Source organism: Neobacillus bataviensis LMG 21833 (genome assembly GCF_000307875.1).
Lineage (GTDB): Bacteria > Bacillota > Bacilli > Bacillales > Cytobacillaceae > Neobacillus > Neobacillus bataviensis.
The window spans coordinates 54,595-72,379 of record NZ_AJLS01000115.1; the positions used below are offsets into that span (position 1 = coordinate 54,595).

The following is a 17,785-nucleotide window of genomic DNA, read 5'->3' on the forward strand; positions in this document are numbered from 1 at the left end:
TTTCATAGTAAAAACCTAAAAAACGCAGCCCCTGTTCAGGGAGTAACCTGGCCAAAGCTATAAAAAAAGATGGAAAGAGTAAATGTCCCTACTCTTTCCACCTTTCGTTCACTATTAATTCTTATCTTTCCCTTTCCCTTTCCCCGCAGCTACATCAAAGCTCATTTCTGAACGAGCTTCAAAATAATTGGAGAATAACCCGTTGTTATACTGATCCTTTGCTTCCACCACAATGGTATAGGTTCCAGGATTTCTTGCCGTCCATTTCACAGTATTGCTTACCCCATAATTCTGCGAAAAGATTACATCGCCCTTTTTATCAAGAATATAGAAGCGATATTCAGGCGTTCTGCTTCCTTCTGAAGTGGCAATAAACTGGGTTTGTTCTTTAAATACCTGTGTGCCAGGCACAGCTGTTTTTACGCTTACTTTCGTCACTTTTTCGTCTTTCACTGTTACCTTAGCTGCTTGGCTAACGTTCCCTGCAGCATCAGCAGCCGTAATGACGATCGTTGAACCTGCTGTTTGCTTCGAAATTGAAATCGCATATGCACCGCTAACGGTGGCAATTGCCTTGCCAATTTCTTGGCCATTCACCTTAGCGATCACCGTTGCTCCTGCTTCCGCCGTACCAGTAATGACTAGGTCATTATCATTCACAGGGTTTACAACTGGAGCTTCCGGTGCTGTTACATCCCTTACGATTACTTCCGCTGCGTTGCTTACATTCCCAGCTTTGTCAGTTGCTGTTACGGTAATTTTAGTACCTGCTGTTTGCTTCGCAATCGCGATGGTAAATGTACCGGACTCATCTGCTGTTGCAGTCCCTAGTTCTTTGCCGGCAGCCATTGCTTTCACACTCGCATTTGCCTCCGCCGTACCAGTGATGGTTTCGTCTGCATCCGTTACACCATTTACAACCGGTGCATCTGGTGCCGTAGTATCAAATCCAATAAGTTCCCTTGTGTCTCTCACACGGATCCGCGTCCCTTGTGCAAACGCGCCAGATAGGCCAACCGCTTCTAAGGTATCGCCCGTTTTCAGAACTGGTACCGGAACATTGCTTTGGTTCACAATGTAACCGTCTGTAAACACTAATACATCTCCAGAACCGTCATTGATGACATAAGAATTTTCGTCATACTTCGAGACGACTTTTCCTTTTACTTTTACAAGTAAGCCTTGATTCGCTGCAGATGTCGCTTCGCCAGTTGGAACTGTCTTCGGCGCGAGCGGCGCACCTTTGCCGATTTTTATAACATCCTTCGCAAAATCGGTAAACTCTAGCTCAAGGTTGTTGTCAAATGTCTTAATATGACCGTACACACGAACCTTGTCTCCTGGCTTCAAGGAGCCCTCCGGAACTTCCTGGAAAGCCATGATTCCACCGGTTTCATCCTGGAGGTTGAAGGCATCGAAGAAGACGCCGGCACCGGTAGTCACTGTCCCTTCTACGACAACATCGGTCGCTTCAGCCATTTTCCGGGCATCACCAATCTTGCTGACCTTTGTTTCACGATGGGCCAGCCAGTTGACCGCATTTAGCGACATCTCGTCGTTGCCTTTCGGCTCGTAGGACTCGTCCATTTGCTTGTCGTTAAAAATATTCATGCCGGAAACAACCACACGGCCATTGTCGCCAATTTCCTCTGAAGCGATTAGCGGAATCGCTGAACCGCCCGTTTCATCGGAAACCGCGTCATATGTGTAGCCGCCTTTGATGTTTCCTTGGTAGGTCGTTTCATTTCCTTTTACTAAAATGGTTACCTTACCAGCTTGTGTTAACGGCTGATTTTCCGCGCCTGACAAGCTTGTGCCGCTGTAGTAATCGATAAACGAAACGCGGTCAGTAATATAGTTGGACACGAGTCCTGGGTGAACTCTGACTGCAAATGGGCTTACCTTCGGATCGCTCCAGAAGTTGCCGCTCTTGCTGTCATCAAAGACGCCATCGTTACCCATACGGATGGCCGAACCGATATCCGTTAATAATTGGTTATTAATTGTCGGATTCGTGCTGTTGTTGCTTTTGCCGGCCATTAATAGTGAGCCGCCATTTTTCACAAACTTTGCCACCGCTGCCCGCTCATCAGCCGATAGGGCTGTTCTTGCATGTGTTAACACGAGCACTTTTACATTGTTTAATGCTTCATCTGTAAAGGCTGCTTTATTTTCCACAACCGTGTAGCCTTCTTTTTGCAGCATTAGGGTGAAGGCTTTTAAGTTATCTTTGTAGCTGCCGCTGTCACCGCTGGTATTTTCGTTGCCATGGTAGGCATCGATGACGACTTTCACGCCTAGCGGTTCTTTAATTTTTACAGGTAATGTGAATGTCACATCCCCAAGGTCAAGTCCATCTAAGGACGTCACCACCGCAATCAGTTTATGATCGCCGTTTAATGGGCTTGCCCATTTCGCTGTCGCTGTCGCAGAGCTCTTCGTTAAAATAGAAGAAATCGTATCTGTTCCAATGAGATTCTCTTGCTTTACTTCATCATAATAGAAGTCTACTTTTACGTTTTTCACGACTTGTGTCCCATTGTTGGCTACCGTAGCTTTTAATGTTGCCGGGTTGCCGCCAATGATCACGCCGCCGTCAATATCGATGCTGTTCACTTTGACGTCAACCGCTTCTTCTTTTGACCAGATCGGTGAAGAGTAAATGCGTTCGCCGTCCATTTGCGTTACCTTGACAACAAACCATTGCTGGCCGCCTGTAACGTCGTATGATGGTGTCCATTTGAAATCTTTTTCCATTGGTGTGATTGAATCAACGACTTTGCCGCCGTTTGTGATTAATTCAACTTTTGCGACGCGGTCATCTGATTTATAGCTCTTTGGCAGGTAGCTATAGTCGCTGTCGTTATGAGCTTCAGCCACATCGTCACTGCCTTTGATGTCAAACTTCAGGCTCTTGCTGTCGACCGTTGATCCCATGTAGTATCCATTTGCCTTTACATCCAACGTGAAGTTTGGATCTTCCTCCATGTAAACACGCATATTGCGCATCGAGTGAAGCAAGGATGCCTGCGAAAGATCGTCTGCCACAATGACGGTACGCGCATTCACTTGACCCCATGTTCCTTCATGGTTATCTTCGCCATACGTTGGCGCCACATGCCAGCCTAAATCCAATGCGGAGAAAAATTTCGTTTCGGCATTGGCATAGCCATAGTGGCCGGAGCCATTTCCTACTTCTAACATTGTAAATAACTTATCTACGTCTTTGTTATAAGGTTTAAAGTTGTTAAACGCATTCGCCGACATATCCGGGTGGTTAAATTGACCGACGATATCATCGTATGTCATCACCCATGCATAGTACTGGCTTAAATCCTGGTATTGCTTGCCGTTAATGTTCCGGTCGATAAAGTTATCAGAACCGAAGATATTCGAATGTCCCCATGTCGTCGAGGTCATTTCAAATGCCGGGAACACGACATAATCATCTTTTGTATACTGAGCTGCGAGATCTTTTGTTAACTGCCATTGCGATCCGCCAGTTCTCTCCTGCATGCCGTCACGAACCACTGTGTCCGTTCCTAATTTTTCAGGATCGATATCATGGGAGTGATCGGAAAAAGCAAACCAATCATAATAATGGGCTTTCCCTGCTTTTAACGCATCCTCCGGTGTTCCCGCGCCATCATGAGAAATATTCGTGTGGTTATGGGTTGTCCCGCGGTAATGATTGCCGCCGGTAAAACGTGGAACCACCTCGAATGTCCATTCTTTTTCGGTTAGGTTGCCTTTTACGTCTTTGGCTGCGACCTTCACGGTGTGTGTGCCAAGTGCAAGGTCGGTTTTAGGTGTGTATTTTACCTGTGTTTTGCTAATGGTTGCCTCTGGCGCTGTTAGCTCCTTGCCATCGAGCCATAAGTGCACGGTGTTCTCATCCACGCCGCTTGGGTCGTTGAGTAAGGCAGAGATTTCAGGTTTTGGACTTTCAACCTTTGTCGTATTCTGCGGTGTTTCGCCGCTGATTTCCGGGCCAAAAGTGTCATCGATTAACGTGATCGCATATGGCGATTCGCTCGTTCCTGCCGATTGTGTCTGTGTTCCTGCTTTTGCTTCAATATAATAGTCGAAGCCGTTTTGCGGTACATTCGCTGCCGCTAGTTTAGCCGTGTATCGTCCATCGCCGCCGCTCCCCATTGGCAGTGCCGTATAGCCGCTAGTGTCTTTGGCACGGTAATAGAGGATGACCGATTCGGCGCCGTCTGCATTTGCTTCAAATTCCACATCTGCTCCTTTATAAACTTCTTTTAATGCTGTATGGGTGATGCCGAGAATGGAAGCGATGTCCTTCACATCACGCGGGTAAACCTGGTACCCGTTGGTTGCCGAAGCATTTGTCGTATATTGACCTAATACACCTGTCACTGTATAGCTTTTTCCAGTCACAAGATCTTTGTCAGGGTTGATGCCTGTAGCACCCATTACCCTCAGGGTCGTCGCCTTGTTGTTTTCATCCACAAAGGTAACGTTATAGTTTCCGCTGGAAGCGGACACTGCCGAAACCTTTCCTGTTACGGTTACAAGGCTTCCCTCGGCCGGTTCAGCCGTTGCATACGTGTTTAAATCAAGGATGGTCATGCTTATGGCTGCTGGAATCGGATTGCCTTCACTTATTTTTTCAATGGAGGTCGGTTCGAATTCCGTCAGGCCATTATACACTAACACTTTCCCTGTAATTCGTAATTTATCACCTTTCACAACCTTAAAGGCTGTCTCAAGTGAAGTAGCAAAAATATTAATCCCTGCTGTCTCATCTTGCAGATAGAAGTTTTGTTTTTGCGTGCCAAGAATCTGATTATCGACCGTTGCCACACCTTCAATGGTAAAAAACTTATTGAGGTTGACCGGCTGACCTTTCGCATCCGAGGCGCGTACCTCTGCAAGCTTCGAAATCGCCGTGGTATCAGCCTTTGTCACGGATACCGGGGTACTTTCCAACATCATCCCCTTGGCAGAAGTCGTAATTTGGGTGACATAGACCGTGGATGGAGGATTATTTTTAATGGTTAATGAAAAATCCCCCGTATTCCCAGCGTTGATATCTTCAGAATTTAATCTTTTTGCCTTTTCTGCTGTGTCATACACATTGACGATTGCATTTGCTACGGCCGTGCCTGCGCCGCCAATTAATGTTCCCACACCATCCGCGATCGCATAGCTTAACTTTGCCTGCGCAACAGAAGTACTCGGCTTGGCCACATTGATTTGGATGGTCGCACTTTCAGCCAGGTTCGTTTGCGTTGCCGCTACGAAAACATCAGACAGTGCTTTTTCAGAAGTGAAGCTAGCCACAAAGGAACCATCCGCTGACGCTGTTGCTATTGCCAGCGCAGTCCCCTTGGAAGCGGATTCATATATATTAATGGTTGACCCTTGTTCCGCTGCCTCTGCCGAACCTGTTACAGTTACAGAAGTGCCATTTTGGATCATTTGAATGTTCGTGCCTTTTGGCTGCAAGCTTGTCACTGGAACCATTGGGGCTTCCGATGGGCTTGCTGTGTTTCTTGGTGCTGCAACTGGCCCTGTATAGAAGTCCGCTGCGTTATCATCTGTATCCCAGGCATTGCCTTTGCCAGGCGCTGGGTCTACGTTTGCGTATGGACGGCGTTGGTTACTTGTGGTATTAGACGGAGCCTTTGTTGGCGCTGATCCCTCATAGGCGTTTGCCGTTGTTCCAATCCCCACAAAATCAATCGTATCTGCTGGTCTTGCACCTGTGGCAGCCGTCGTTTTGTCTTTAAAAAGGGCTACTTTCGCTGCTGTACCGGACATGGTTATGCCACCTGCAGCATCTGGAGTCGCAATATCCTCACCGGTTGCTCCGCCAGCTTCACCAATCAAATAGTATCCATGTGCTTTAATCGTTCCCTTTAAAGGAGTAACTTGCCAAGATGTCCCTGCCGCGGAGGCATACTGGACAGACCAGCCATCCAGAACAACATCTTGATCTGTAGGATTGTATAACTCAATAAAATCCTTATTGAAAGGAGCACCTGCATTGCCTCCCCCGCCAAAGTATTGAGAGATGACGACATGATCAGCCTGTTCCGCATGTGCTCTGCCAATGAAACTGCTTGGCAATAACGTGCTGATCAATAGGAGTGCGGTCATAAACGTGCTTGTCCAGCGCTTTAACTTCCACCTTTTCCCTTTCATTTTTCCAACCCCTTTTTTCGAAAAAATTCAATTGCTTTACTATTCTACGAAATTTCTAAAATAAAAGATATACAGTTTTAAGGGATCTTTGTAAAAATCATGTTAAGAATTTTTTCCATGTATACAAACCATTTCAGAGTATGATTATATTAATTCAAACGCTATTTTAATAGGAGGATTATCGTGATCTTGTTTTTCGATAAAATTCGAAGTTTTCGGCCATTATTCTTGGTATTTCTTGTTGCTCTTATATTCTATCCTCTACATGCTTCTGCGCATGCTTACAGTGCTAGTTATACAAACATCACAATGGATGAGAAAAAGACAGAAGTCGTCTTTACCCTTGATACGTTATCGATTTTTGAATTAATACCCAAGTTGGATGCCAACAAAAACTGGGTGCTTGAGAAATCAGAAATCAAAAAGGAGCGCCATCATTTAGAGGAATTGATCACCGAGGGTCTTACCCTTGATGTCGATAACAAAGAGCAGACCCCCACCGTTGAAAAAATGGAGCTGGTCAAAAAGCAAAATAAAGAATTCCTTTCTGTTACTATGACCTTTCCGGCCTTCGCACCTGGGGAGACCGTTGTGTTTAATGATGGTTTTTATTTCAATGACACCGCCACAAACTATGTTAACTTGATTTCTGCTTCGTATCGGGGAGAAACGAGTGAGGCTGTGCTGCAGGGGTCGGAGCGTACGTGGACGATGCTGTTAACGGAAGTGCAGCAAGAACAGCAGTCGGGCGCTGGGTCATCTGTGCAGCCTGATAAGGGCGGTGCGGGGACTGGGGCGGCGGCGAAACCTGTCGAAAAATCAGCCACTTCTTCGTGGTTTTCCTTTTTCAAGCTGGGTATGCTTCATATTCTGACCGGTTATGATCATTTGTTGTTTCTGTTTGCCCTGCTGCTACGCAAGCAAACCTTTAAACAATACGCGGCGATTGTGACTTCTTTTACGATTGCCCACAGTATCACGCTCAGCTTGGCCGTCTTGGGTGTGATCACCCTGCCGTCCCGTTTTGTCGAAGCCGTCATCGCCTTTAGTATCTGTTACGTCGCGTTGGAGAACATTTTCCGCAAGGAGATCCGCCACCGCTGGAGCATCACATTTGTATTCGGCTTAATTCACGGCCTCGGCTTTGCTTCAATTTTAAAAGAAATGGCCATTCCCAAAAGCCATCTGGCCGTCGCCTTAGTGAATTTCAACCTAGGGATCGAATTTGTTCAATTGTCCATCGTGTTGCTATTGCTACCATTGCTGGCCTATCTGTTTAAGCTGAAAAGCTCCCGAAAAATTGTTACCTATGGATCCTATGCAATAGTGGCCATGGGCGCTATTTGGCTGGTGCAGCGGGTATTCATGTGATGCAGGGGACGGTTCCCATGCTCCACCCGCGAAAAATTAATGTTAAGTATTAATGGTGTCAGTCACCAAATATGCCATTACCAATGACCGAAACTGGATATACAATAGCCCATCAGTTGAACCAGATGGGCTAAATATTATATGACAATCCTAATGTATCATCAGTGACTTTGAATATTACTGTAGCATCTCTTGAATTCCAATCATGCTTCTTTTTGATCTTCATTCACTTACGATGTATTTTCGGCTCACTTATTACATACTTTATGCCAAGTGGGACTAAGTCGTCTTCGATGACTTGATGAAGACCATTTTGCTCAGGATTTTTGGTGTTTTGTCCTTCATCGGCTTGATGAAGACCATTTTGCTGGCATTCACTAAGTGTTTTGGTCTTCATAAGCATGATGAAGACCATTATATCGGCATTCGCTGAGTGTTTTGGTCTTCATCGGTATGATTGAACGTTACTTCGCAATATCCTCCAATTACGGCTTTTACTCATACCCTTTTTTTAGGAAGCACGGGAACGAACGCCCCCCTGATTCACGTTTGTTGCGATGGTCCATCAGGCTGTGGGCGTGAAAACAAAGAAAAAGACTGCCTACTTTAGGAAGTCCTTTACTCTCTTACATGTTTAAATCGTTCGCTTTTTGAATACGGCTTGCGTTGATCATTTTAAATATATTCGTCGTAAACAGCAATGTACCAACAACTACCGCTAACGACCCAACAATCATAACTGGCAGACCCGCAGTAATACCGAATGTTTCACAGACCAATCCAATCATCATCACCGGAAGTCCAATATTATGCAGCCAAAAATGAGTTTTTGCTAGTTTTGTTTTGGCCGCAAATGGATAAACGGAGTAAATCAATCCAAATATGGCACTGGATACCCAGCCCAATAAATTCACATGGGCGTGTACAGAGGTTAATCGGAAGTCATGAATAATCCCCATGGTCATTCCCAATAGTACCCCGATTGAAAAATAAACTGCCGCGATTTTCAAAAATGTCTTTCCCATTTCTTTTCTCCTTACTATAGTCAATTTGTCCTATTCTATTATAATTTTAATTTTCAGAGTTTTAAAGGAGGAAATTGGTTTTTTTACCATTTTGATAGTAGAAACTCATATTTCTTTTATATAGGATGCGCCTCGGAGGTGGTTGATACAAGGTTTGAAGCAGTTAATCACTCCCGTTTACTATCGCATAAGCTCCACTTACTGGCGGATGACCTATATTTATTGTCGGATACGCCCTAATTACTGTCGGATAACCTTCGTTTACTGGCGAATAAAAGTTAATGTCACGTGGAACCTCTCTACGTTACCTTATCCTCGCTTTTCTAGCGGCTTCGGTCATGTAGAACCTCTCTATGTGACCTTGTCCTCGTTTTTCTACCGGCTTCGGTCATGTAGAACCTCTCTATGTGACCTTGTCCTCGTTTTTTAACCGGCTTCGGTCACGTTGAGCCTCTATACGTTACCTTGTCCTCTCTTTTCTACCGGCTTCGGTCACGTAGAACCTTTCATAGCGACCATAGACCTCCTCCTTTCCGTAGATATCCAGTCACATTCTGCCAACTTTTCAATCCATCCCCCATACATTTTGCAAATTCTTCTATTTTCACGGTAAATTCTTCGTGTTTCGCAATTTTTTCACCGAAACATTAGCAAACTATGGTAAAATTAATAAAAATATGAAAATATGAGGTGATTTTTACGAGATGAAGAAATCTATTGTTCGCACTGTATCGACAACTGCTGTTTTTTCGACGTTTTTTGCCGGGTCTGCCCTTGCCGATACGTACAAAGTACAAAAAGGTGACACCCTATCGAAAATTGCTTCCCAATATAAGACAAGTGTCAATGAGATTAAGAATCAGAACGGTTTGACGTCCGACCTAATCTACGAAAATCAATTTCTGCAAATTTCTACTGGCCCTAAGGCCACAACCGTAGAAGCGGTACAGCAAACTACCTATACAGTCGTTAGCGGCGACGCGTTGATCAAAATCGCCAACCGCTACAATGTCACGGTCGGCGAGCTCCAGCAATGGAACAATCTGACGAATACCATGATTTATGTTGGCCAACAACTGAAAGTGTCACCAGCACAGTCTATAACCGTGACGGCGCCGCAGCCTAATATACCGGCACCAACGCCAACCGCTCCCACAACACCGGCATCGACAAGCGAATATACCATCAAAAGCGGCGACACGCTGAGCAAAATTGGTGTTCAATTTGGCATGACCGTTCAGCAGCTGAAATCACTTAATAATTTATTGTCCGATTTGATTTATGCTGGGCAAACATTGAAGGTAAGCGGACAACAGCAGAACACACCAGCACCGCCGCCGCCAGCAAACGTGCCGCCTCTTTCCGAGACGAGTGAGTATATCATCAAAAGCGGTGATACCCTTGGAAAAATTGCGATGCAATACCAAACAACCGTCCAGGGCTTAAAGTCACTTAACAATCTTACTTCCGATATGATTTACGTTGGGCAAAAACTCAAGGTAACGGGACAAGCCCCAGCAGCGTCGGCACCCGAGACTCCTGTTTCAAGTAACGTGGTCACGGTGGCAAAGAGTTTAATGGGTATCCCTTACGTTTGGGGTGGCAGTTCTCTCTCCGGCTTTGATTGCAGCGGGTTCATCTATTATGTCGCGAACCAAACCGGCACGAAAATCGGGCGCTATTCTGCCGCAGGTTATTATGATCGCAGCTTTTACGTGGACAACCCTAAGCCAGGCGACCTCGTATTTTTTCAAAATACATATATTAAAGGGATTTCTCACATGGGCATCTACCTCGGCGGCGATCAATTCATCCATGCCGATGAGAAGAAAGGCATCATGATTTCCACTTTAAAAAGCACCTACTATACGGAACATTTTGCCGCATTTAAGCGGTTTTACTAGCAGTCAAAAGCCAGTCTTCTATTTTAGAAGATTGGCTTTTCTATGTTTAAAAGAATCATCCCCTGTACATACTATTTTTAAGGGGGTTATATGATGAAGGACAATAGCTTGCTATTATCGGAGTTTGCTAATGAAGATGGGTTTGAACTTAACAGGTATCTTACGCAGTTGTTCGAGTATTTTTCAACTTTATCAAAAAATGAAAATACAAATTCTGAGCCAACTCCGTAATTTTGCGCGGGTGGGCTTTTTTTGTGAAAAGACTTCCCCCTCCTCTTCTCGCGATTTTTTGGGTATAATAGGGGAATATGGATTTTTAACCAATGACTTCTTATAAAAGCTTTTTAAAAAAAAGGGGGTTGCGGCCTTGGAGGAGACTGAACTATTGCACGCCTTTTCCGAAGAGTTGCGGGAGCTGCTGAACCCGAATGCGGTGGAGGATGCGAAGCTTGTGCAAAAGGGCTTGATCCTGTACCGGCAAGGGCTGGTGCAGCAAGTTACGATCGAGGATCGGACGGTTACCGCCGTTGTGCAGGATGTGACGCCGGTGAAGGTGCTGCTCGACCTTGACTTTGCGGGGTTGAGCGAGTGTTCGTGCCCGACGGAAGGCTTGTGCCGCCACCAGCTGGCGGTGTTTTTCAGCGCTTTTTCGAAGGTGAGCAGTGTTTCGGACTGGGTTTCGGACTGGCGCGAGCCGATTCGCGAGCAGAAGTCAGCGGCTGGCTGGGGGATGCAGACAGCGAAGGATTTGATCAAGGCGAACGGTGTGCTCCAGCCGGACTATGGCCGCTGGGTGCATTCGTTTGAAGTGAGTTTTGATACGCTGCTTGCCTCGAAACAGCACACGAGCCCGTATGTGATTCCGGAGTTGTTCGGGATTTATGAGCGGCGGCTTCATGCGAGTGCTCCGGTCGAGCAGGAGTGGCGCTTGCTTTATGAATTGGTCGGAATTGTGGTGTCGTTTCGGAAGCTCGCGGCATTGTCTGAGCGGCTTGGTCATGATGAGGCCACAGTGAAGCGCGCCTATTTGCATGTGTTCCATAATTTAATGGAAGATACCGAGGAGTTGGCGGTGAAAATCGGCGTACAATCGCTGCCGTTTGCGTTTGATGAGTTTATTGAGCGCTTGAAGGATGATGCGTATGCGCTGCTGACATGTGCGAGCGGACTGGAATATGAACGGATTTATTTATACCGGCTGTTATGGGTCCATTTTTTCAAAAAAAAGCCGTGGCGTGAGGAGGAGCTGTTGAAAATTCATGCCGGGCTGAAGGGGCTGCAGGATTGGGAGAACCCGTTGCCGTTGATGGCGGCCGGGGTTCATTTGAATTTGCTGGTTGGCGACGACGAGCGGGCGTTGGAATTGGTCGGGCTGTTTAGTGCTGCGGAGATTGCGCCGTATATGGTGTATTGGATTGATTATTTGTCGGGCTTGAAGGCGTGGCGCCGCGTTGGGCCAGTGATTGAGTTGTTTTTGCAAAAAGTAAAGCCGTATTTGGAGGCGTTGGCCGGCTATCATAGCTGTGCGGCGTTTGTGCGGAATGCGTTGCGGGCGGTGGCGCCGTATTGTGCGGAGAGTGACCGGTTGGATGTGTACGAGCGGGCGTTGCTCGCGATGCTGCCGTACAGTTTTGGGGAGTATGAGTATTTGTTGTTTGAGCGCGGACAGTTTGACCGCTGGGGCGAGCTCCAGGCGTTTGTCGGTTTGGATTTTTATGAGTTGCCGAAGGAGCGTTTGAAAGCGGTGGAGAAGGAGCAGCCAGAGGTGCTGCTCGCAATGCTCCACCAGACGGCACAGCGCGAGATTGACCAGAAGAATCGTGCGAGCTACCGGATGGCGGTGCGGCACTTGAAAAAACTGCGGACATTGTATAAGAAGCTGAAACGCGTCGATGACTGGCAATACTTCTTGGATACATTGATGGAGCGAACCAAACGGCTGCGCGCCTTTCACGAAGAATGCCGGCGGAGCAAATTGATCGAAGGGTGACCGAAACGGGCAAATGGTGCCTTTTCACAAATGGTGCCTGACACCCTTCGTGTACACCATTCCGCGTCAGGCGGACAGTTTTACATCATTTTTATATCTATGGGTTGTGGCTGTTTTTAGCCCTGCCCCCGTTGAAGGAGTACGTCCGATATGCTGAAAACCAGGTTTATGAAATTGCTGACAACTAAATTAGGAGATGGCCGTTATCTGCTGACGGCCGAGGATGAGCATGGTTCCACTATGAATCCGTTCAGGTGGAAGAACCTTGTTTTTAGCAGCCATGAGGAAAGCTTCTTTGGCACGCTTCTTGATACGGAGACGGTCGACGGGGTCGAGGGTGTGATTGTGAGCGGCTGGCAGCTGGTCTCTCTTTTTGCAAAAGAGTCCTTCAACCGCTTTATTGAATGGGACTGGAATGATCAATCTGAGATTTGTCTCGCAGCCGCTTTTTCGCTTCATGAAGGTATTCTGGAAAAAGATTGGCTGCCAGACTTTTCGGTTTGGGGGCCCTCAGGCGATTTCCGTTGGAAGCTACCGGAGCGGGTAAAGGATGAATTTGACTCATCCTTTTGGGAGCAAAAAGTGGAGGATGAGTCCTCTGCTGAACACGGCGAAGCCGTTGATGCAGCCCACCGCGATTCTCCAAACGAAGGTGGCCTTGGTACGACAAAAAACTACATGTCCGATTTATTTAACAGCGCCCTTGACGGCTACTTAACGAGAAATTCTGCGATGAAAGAACTGTTCGGGCCGAAGCTCGATTTGTTGAAAAGGCAGAATATTTCAGGTGTGGAACTGGCTCGTTATTTTGATGAGGAGAGCTGGCTTGAGTGGGTTGGGATTAAAGAAAGCGATACTCCCTTTACGATTGGGCTGCGGCTGGATGAACCTATTGATGGCGAAGGCCCTTGGAGCCTGGATGTATTTTTACGAGGGAAGAAAAATGACGACCAGATTGTCGATGTTGACGGTGCTGGTGCCCGGAAGATTCCTGCGAAATGGAAGCCCTTTTTAGAAAAAGTGGATCGTGAGCGGGAACGCTGGGTGCGGTTGATTCCTTGGCTGGGTGATGAGGATGGCTTTTTCAAAACGCACCTTACCGAGGAAGAGGCGTGGATGTTTTTAACGGAGGCTAGCGAGACGCTCGTTGCCTTGGACGTTGAAATCCTTCTTCCATCTTGGTGGCAGGCGATGAAAAATGCCAATTTGAAGGTGAAGGCGTCGCTGAAGGGTGGGTCGAACCACCGCCCGTCGTTCGTTGGGCTGCAGGCGATGCTTGATTTCAACTGGCGGTTTTCGATGAACGGCGTCGATTTGTCCGAGGAGGAGTTTGGGCAGCTTGTCGAGGAAAAGCGCCGGCTTGTCTATATTCGCGGTCGCTGGGTGAAGCTTGATCCGCAGTTTATTCGACAAATTCAGGATTTGATGAAACGTGCCGAAAAGGAAGGCTTGCATGTCCGTGATTTGCTTGAGCAGGAGTTGGTCGATCATGGCGAGGCTGAGGGCGACGAGCTTGAAAATCCGAAGGCGTTTGCGAAAATTCAAATCGAATTGAACCGCCAATGGAAGCAGATGATCAAGCAACTGTCGGAGGTGCACGAAATCCCGTTAGCGGAGGTTCCTTCGGGGCTGAACGGCGAGCTTCGCCCCTACCAGCAGCTTGGCATGAGCTGGCTCTGGTTCTTACGGGAGCACGGCTTCGGCGCCTGCCTCGCCGACGACATGGGCCTCGGCAAAACCGTCCAACTCATCGCCTACCTACTGAAGGTAAAGGATTCAGTGGTGGTGCCTGACACCGTTCCTACTATTAACACGGTGGAGGGTAATGAAATGGTGCCTGACACCATTAGCACTACGCGGAAGAAGAAAACCGTTGCTGGAGATACGGCGGATGCTTCGGTTGCGGCCAAGGCGGCTAAGGAAAAGATCCCTACAAATGCGGCGCTGATTATCTGTCCGACATCTGTGCTTGGGAACTGGCAGAAAGAGCTGGAGCGTTTCGCTCCGGAGATGAATGTATATTTACATTATGGGTCGAACCGGCTAAAGGAGGAGGCTTTTTCCGAGAAGGTTCAAGCTGCTGATGTGGTATTGACTTCTTACGGAATAAGCCACTTGGACGCCGAGGAGTTCCAATCACTAATTTGGAGCTCCATCGCGATCGATGAGGCGCAAAACATCAAGAATGCGCAAACGAAGCAATCGAAGGCGGTGCGCAAGCTGCGCGGCCGCCACCATATCGCCTTAACCGGCACACCAATGGAAAATCGCCTCTCCGAACTGTGGTCTATTTTTGATTTTACCAACCATGGCTATCTTGGCAGTATGGGGCAGTTCCAGAAGAAGTTCGTCATTCCGATTGAAAAGGATGAGAAAAAGGAAAAGGTTCAGCAGCTTCAATCGTTAATTCGGCCATTTTTGCTGCGCAGGACGAAAAAGGACGAGGAAGTTGCCCTTAACCTTCCTGATAAGCTGGAGCAGAAGGAATACTGCCCACTTACGGCAGAACAAGCCTCTTTGTATGAGCAGCTGATCCATGATACGTTTGCGGAGATTGAAAAGTTGTCGGGCTTTGAGCGCAAGGGGTTAATTTTACAAATGCTTAGCCGATTGAAACAACTGTGTAACCACCCTGCGCTTTATTTAAAAGAGCGTTCGGCGGGGCGCGTGCTAGTAGACCGTTCGAATAAATTGGAGAAGCTTGTTGAGCTGGTGGATGCGGTATTGGAGCAGGGCGAAAGTTGTCTGATTTTCACGCAATATATTGAAATGGGCGAAATGATCCGCGCGTCAGTAAAGAAGAAATTTGGGGTTGAGGTGCCGTTTTTGAATGGAAGTGTGCCGAAAACGCAGCGTGATACGATGATTGAGCGATTCCAGAACGGCGAGTTCCCTGTGTTCCTCCTGTCGTTAAAGGCGGGCGGAACCGGTTTGAACTTGACGGCGGCGAATCACGTCATCCACTATGACCGTTGGTGGAATCCGGCTGTCGAGAACCAGGCAACCGACCGTGCTTACCGGATTGGTCAATCAAAGTTCGTGCATGTGCATAAGCTGATTTGCACCGGGACGCTCGAGGAGAAAATCGATGCCATGCTCGAGAAAAAGCAGTTCCTAAACGATCAAATCATCACCAGCGAAAACTGGATCACCGAGCTTTCGACGGATGAACTGAAGGACTTAGTTTATCTGGGGTGATGGCTCCACTAAAAATGAAATGGCTCAGTACTATACTGGGCCATTTCTTCCATCATTGCTTGCCTACATATTTTTCTTTAAAGATTGGACTAAGTTCACTCCACACATCAAATTTATTCCCATCTTCATCATAAAAAACAAAATTTCTCCCGGAATGTCCTCTGTTTTCAATCTCTCCCACTCTCATATCTTTTTCTTTCAGGCCTTGCGAGAACAATAATTAGACCGCCGTATTTTATTGAGATTACACAAATGTCAATAACAACTTAGTTGTATGTTTTGTTCTTCTTTATCATTTATAAATAATATCTACAGAACACCTAATCACTTATGTAAAAACTCATATTGGATTTTGCTATCTTGATCTTCTGAAACAAACAATCGCTTTGCGAATTTTGAATCTTCATAAGGATAATCCTCACGATAATGGGCCCCTCTGCTTTCTTTTCTCTCAAGCATAGCCCGCAGCAAAATTTTCGAAAGTTTAATAAAATTCCTCGCTTTTACGGCAAGTTTTCTAGTAGCCTTTTGTTCAAAGAAAAGCCGCCAATTCACCTTTGATTCCATTTTCTTTATTTCAATAAGCGCTAAGGATAGCTGCTTTTCAGATCGAACCACATTACCGTGATACCACATAATCTCTTTAATCCTGCCAATCATTTTATGCACTTGATTCACCAAATCGTTATGTTCATTCTGTGTACCAGAATTGTTAGACTCTGCATCATTCCCAAATAACTTCTTTACATGATCAATTCCCTCATGCTCATGAAAGTTATAAAATTCAACTGTCTGTACATACTTCCCGCAATCAACGGCTGCTCGCTTTCCAAACACCATGCAAGCCCCTGTCGAGTTTCCTCCAAGACGGTTGGCACCTTCAATATTGCAGGAAAGTTCTCCAATCGCATACAAACCCGCAATCCTAGTTCGGCCAAATGTATCAATAAACACGCCGCCATTGCTTGCATGGGCAAAAGGAGCAATTCGAATTTCATTCTCGATTAAATGAATGTTTTTTTCCTTTAACCAATTTAAATAAACGGTATAAAATTCTTCTTCATTCTCATAAAGCTTGGAATCATATAAAAGCTTGAAACCTTCTTCACTGTTTGAAGCAATAATTTGCTTCATCATTGCTATATCAACATACTTAGATGCAAGAGAATGAGTGAACGGGCCATGGGTGCTTCTGATTTTCAAGCACTCCTTTCTCGACACTCCCTCAGGAAGATAAGGATCAAGTAAACTTTCCCCATTCTCATCCACAATATCATGACAATACATCAATGTATGCTCTCCAAATAAAGTCTTATAGCGTGGAGTGGTGATTCCGGGAATAAATTGAATAAACTCCATATTCACCAAACTTGCTCCAGCCTCAAGAGCAAGAACATGTCCTGAACCATCAACATCATTTGGGTTCAAGTTATGCTTATAAATACTTCCAAACCCGCCTGTTGCCAAAATCACGGCTTTGCATTCAACCAGTACCAGTTCATTTTCTTCATCTAAAAGAAGTGCACCTACGATTTGCTGTTCTTTTTTTATAAGGTGAATGACGACTGTATTCTCCATAATCTTAAGATTTTCATAGAGTTCAAAAATCCCTCTGACATTTTCACGAATTTGGTCCCAATCGCTCAATAAATAAATGTCACGCGGATGCTCTGCAAAACAAGCTTTCCGCTCCCCTGCTAACTTCTTTGCATTGACCCCGATTTCGGCATATTCCTGCACTCTGTCGGGAATCTCTTTGACATAGACCTCAGCTAAATCTTGCCGATGCATGCCGCGGCTTAAATTCTCAATATCACGAAGAAATATCTCTTGATCGTCTTCATCTTTCGTTACTTGTGTTCCAAGCGAAGCCTTTAATGGATAAAAGCTTGAACCAGAGGCGATTTTCAATTTTGTAACTAAGAGTACTTGATGATGTTGATCTGCCAATTCTTTGCTAACTTTAATCCCCGATAAGCCACTTCCCGCAACTAAAACATCGATCCTAACTTTCCTGCTGATTTTTATCATATTTTCACCTGATGTATCTAATTTATTTTTAAACTTACCTATATTAAAATCAATATGCCCGCGATTTCGCCAAATTCTATTTAATATCCAAT

General features: G+C 46.0%; 9 protein-coding genes and 1 pseudogene. 5 read left to right on the forward strand and 5 right to left on the reverse strand.

Translation table 11 applies throughout. The annotated features are described in order from the left end of the window. Positions 1 to 114: 114 nt before the first annotated feature. Positions 115 to 6,174 carry a DUF4350 domain-containing protein gene (locus BABA_RS14970; RefSeq protein ID WP_007086048.1) on the reverse strand — a complete coding sequence of 2,020 codons (6,060 nt, stop codon included), beginning with the start codon at positions 6,172 to 6,174 and terminating at the stop codon, positions 115 to 117. A gap of 183 nt (positions 6,175 to 6,357) precedes the next feature. Between BABA_RS14970 and BABA_RS14975 the strand changes: the two genes are divergently transcribed. After that, positions 6,358 to 7,545 (forward strand): HupE/UreJ family protein, encoded by a 1,188-nt coding sequence (locus BABA_RS14975; protein ID WP_007086049.1) that lies wholly within the window; start codon positions 6,358 to 6,360, stop codon positions 7,543 to 7,545. 226 nt (positions 7,546 to 7,771) lie between these two features. Here BABA_RS14975 and BABA_RS14980 read toward each other — a convergent pair whose 3' ends face one another. Both BABA_RS14980 and BABA_RS14985 read right to left on the reverse strand, forming a co-directional pair. Continuing rightward, positions 7,772 to 7,948: a hypothetical protein gene (locus BABA_RS14980; protein WP_157273204.1), complete on the reverse strand. Its 177-nt coding sequence runs from the start codon at positions 7,946 to 7,948 to the stop codon at positions 7,772 to 7,774. A 223-nt stretch (positions 7,949 to 8,171) separates the two neighbouring features. Then, positions 8,172 to 8,570, reverse strand: a complete 399-nt coding sequence (locus tag BABA_RS14985) for a hypothetical protein (protein ID WP_007086050.1) — start codon at positions 8,568 to 8,570, stop codon at positions 8,172 to 8,174. A 704-nt stretch (positions 8,571 to 9,274) separates the two neighbouring features. On the opposite strand from BABA_RS14985, the gene BABA_RS14990 reads away from it, so the two are divergent. The 4 genes from BABA_RS14990 (at position 9,275) to BABA_RS28120 (ending at position 15,662) form a co-directional block, all read left to right on the forward strand. Beyond that, on the forward strand, positions 9,275 to 10,474 hold the full coding sequence (locus tag BABA_RS14990) for a C40 family peptidase (RefSeq protein WP_007086051.1): 1,200 nt from the start codon (positions 9,275 to 9,277) through the stop codon (positions 10,472 to 10,474). 93 nt (positions 10,475 to 10,567) lie between these two features. Continuing rightward, on the forward strand, positions 10,568 to 10,705 hold the full coding sequence (locus tag BABA_RS27595) for a hypothetical protein (RefSeq protein WP_162138369.1): 138 nt from the start codon (positions 10,568 to 10,570) through the stop codon (positions 10,703 to 10,705). A 136-nt stretch (positions 10,706 to 10,841) separates the two neighbouring features. Next, positions 10,842 to 12,464, forward strand: coding sequence for an SWIM zinc finger family protein (locus BABA_RS14995; RefSeq protein ID WP_007086052.1), 1,623 nt, complete (start codon positions 10,842 to 10,844; stop codon positions 12,462 to 12,464). 150 nt (positions 12,465 to 12,614) lie between these two features. Beyond that, positions 12,615 to 15,662 carry a DEAD/DEAH box helicase gene (locus BABA_RS28120; RefSeq protein ID WP_007086053.1) on the forward strand — a complete coding sequence of 1,016 codons (3,048 nt, stop codon included), beginning with the start codon at positions 12,615 to 12,617 and terminating at the stop codon, positions 15,660 to 15,662. 52 nt (positions 15,663 to 15,714) lie between these two features. Here BABA_RS28120 and BABA_RS28125 read toward each other — a convergent pair. Then, positions 15,715 to 15,858: pseudogene (locus BABA_RS28125) on the reverse strand (VOC family protein); the annotation flags it as partial. A 128-nt stretch (positions 15,859 to 15,986) separates the two neighbouring features. Next, complete coding sequence (locus BABA_RS15010) at positions 15,987 to 17,693, reverse strand: FAD-binding protein (protein WP_007086055.1); 1,707 nt, start codon at positions 17,691 to 17,693, stop codon at positions 15,987 to 15,989. Positions 17,694 to 17,785 lie beyond the last annotated feature (92 nt).

Bases quoted from the DNA above. Each gene is read 5' to 3' on its own strand.
- BABA_RS27595 (WP_162138369.1), top strand. From the start codon at position 10,568: ATGAAGGACAATAGCTTGCTATTATCGGAGTTTGCTAATGAAGATGGG.
- BABA_RS14980 (WP_157273204.1), bottom strand. From the start codon at position 7,948: ATGCTTATGAAGACCAAAACACTTAGTGAATGCCAGCAAAATGGTCTT.
- BABA_RS14990 (WP_007086051.1), top strand. From the start codon at position 9,275: ATGAAGAAATCTATTGTTCGCACTGTATCGACAACTGCTGTTTTTTCG.
- BABA_RS15010 (WP_007086055.1), bottom strand. From the start codon at position 17,693: ATGATAAAAATCAGCAGGAAAGTTAGGATCGATGTTTTAGTTGCGGGA.
- BABA_RS14970 (WP_007086048.1), bottom strand. From the start codon at position 6,174: ATGAAAGGGAAAAGGTGGAAGTTAAAGCGCTGGACAAGCACGTTTATG.
- BABA_RS14985 (WP_007086050.1), bottom strand. From the start codon at position 8,570: ATGGGAAAGACATTTTTGAAAATCGCGGCAGTTTATTTTTCAATCGGG.
- BABA_RS28120 (WP_007086053.1), top strand. From the start codon at position 12,615: ATGCTGAAAACCAGGTTTATGAAATTGCTGACAACTAAATTAGGAGAT.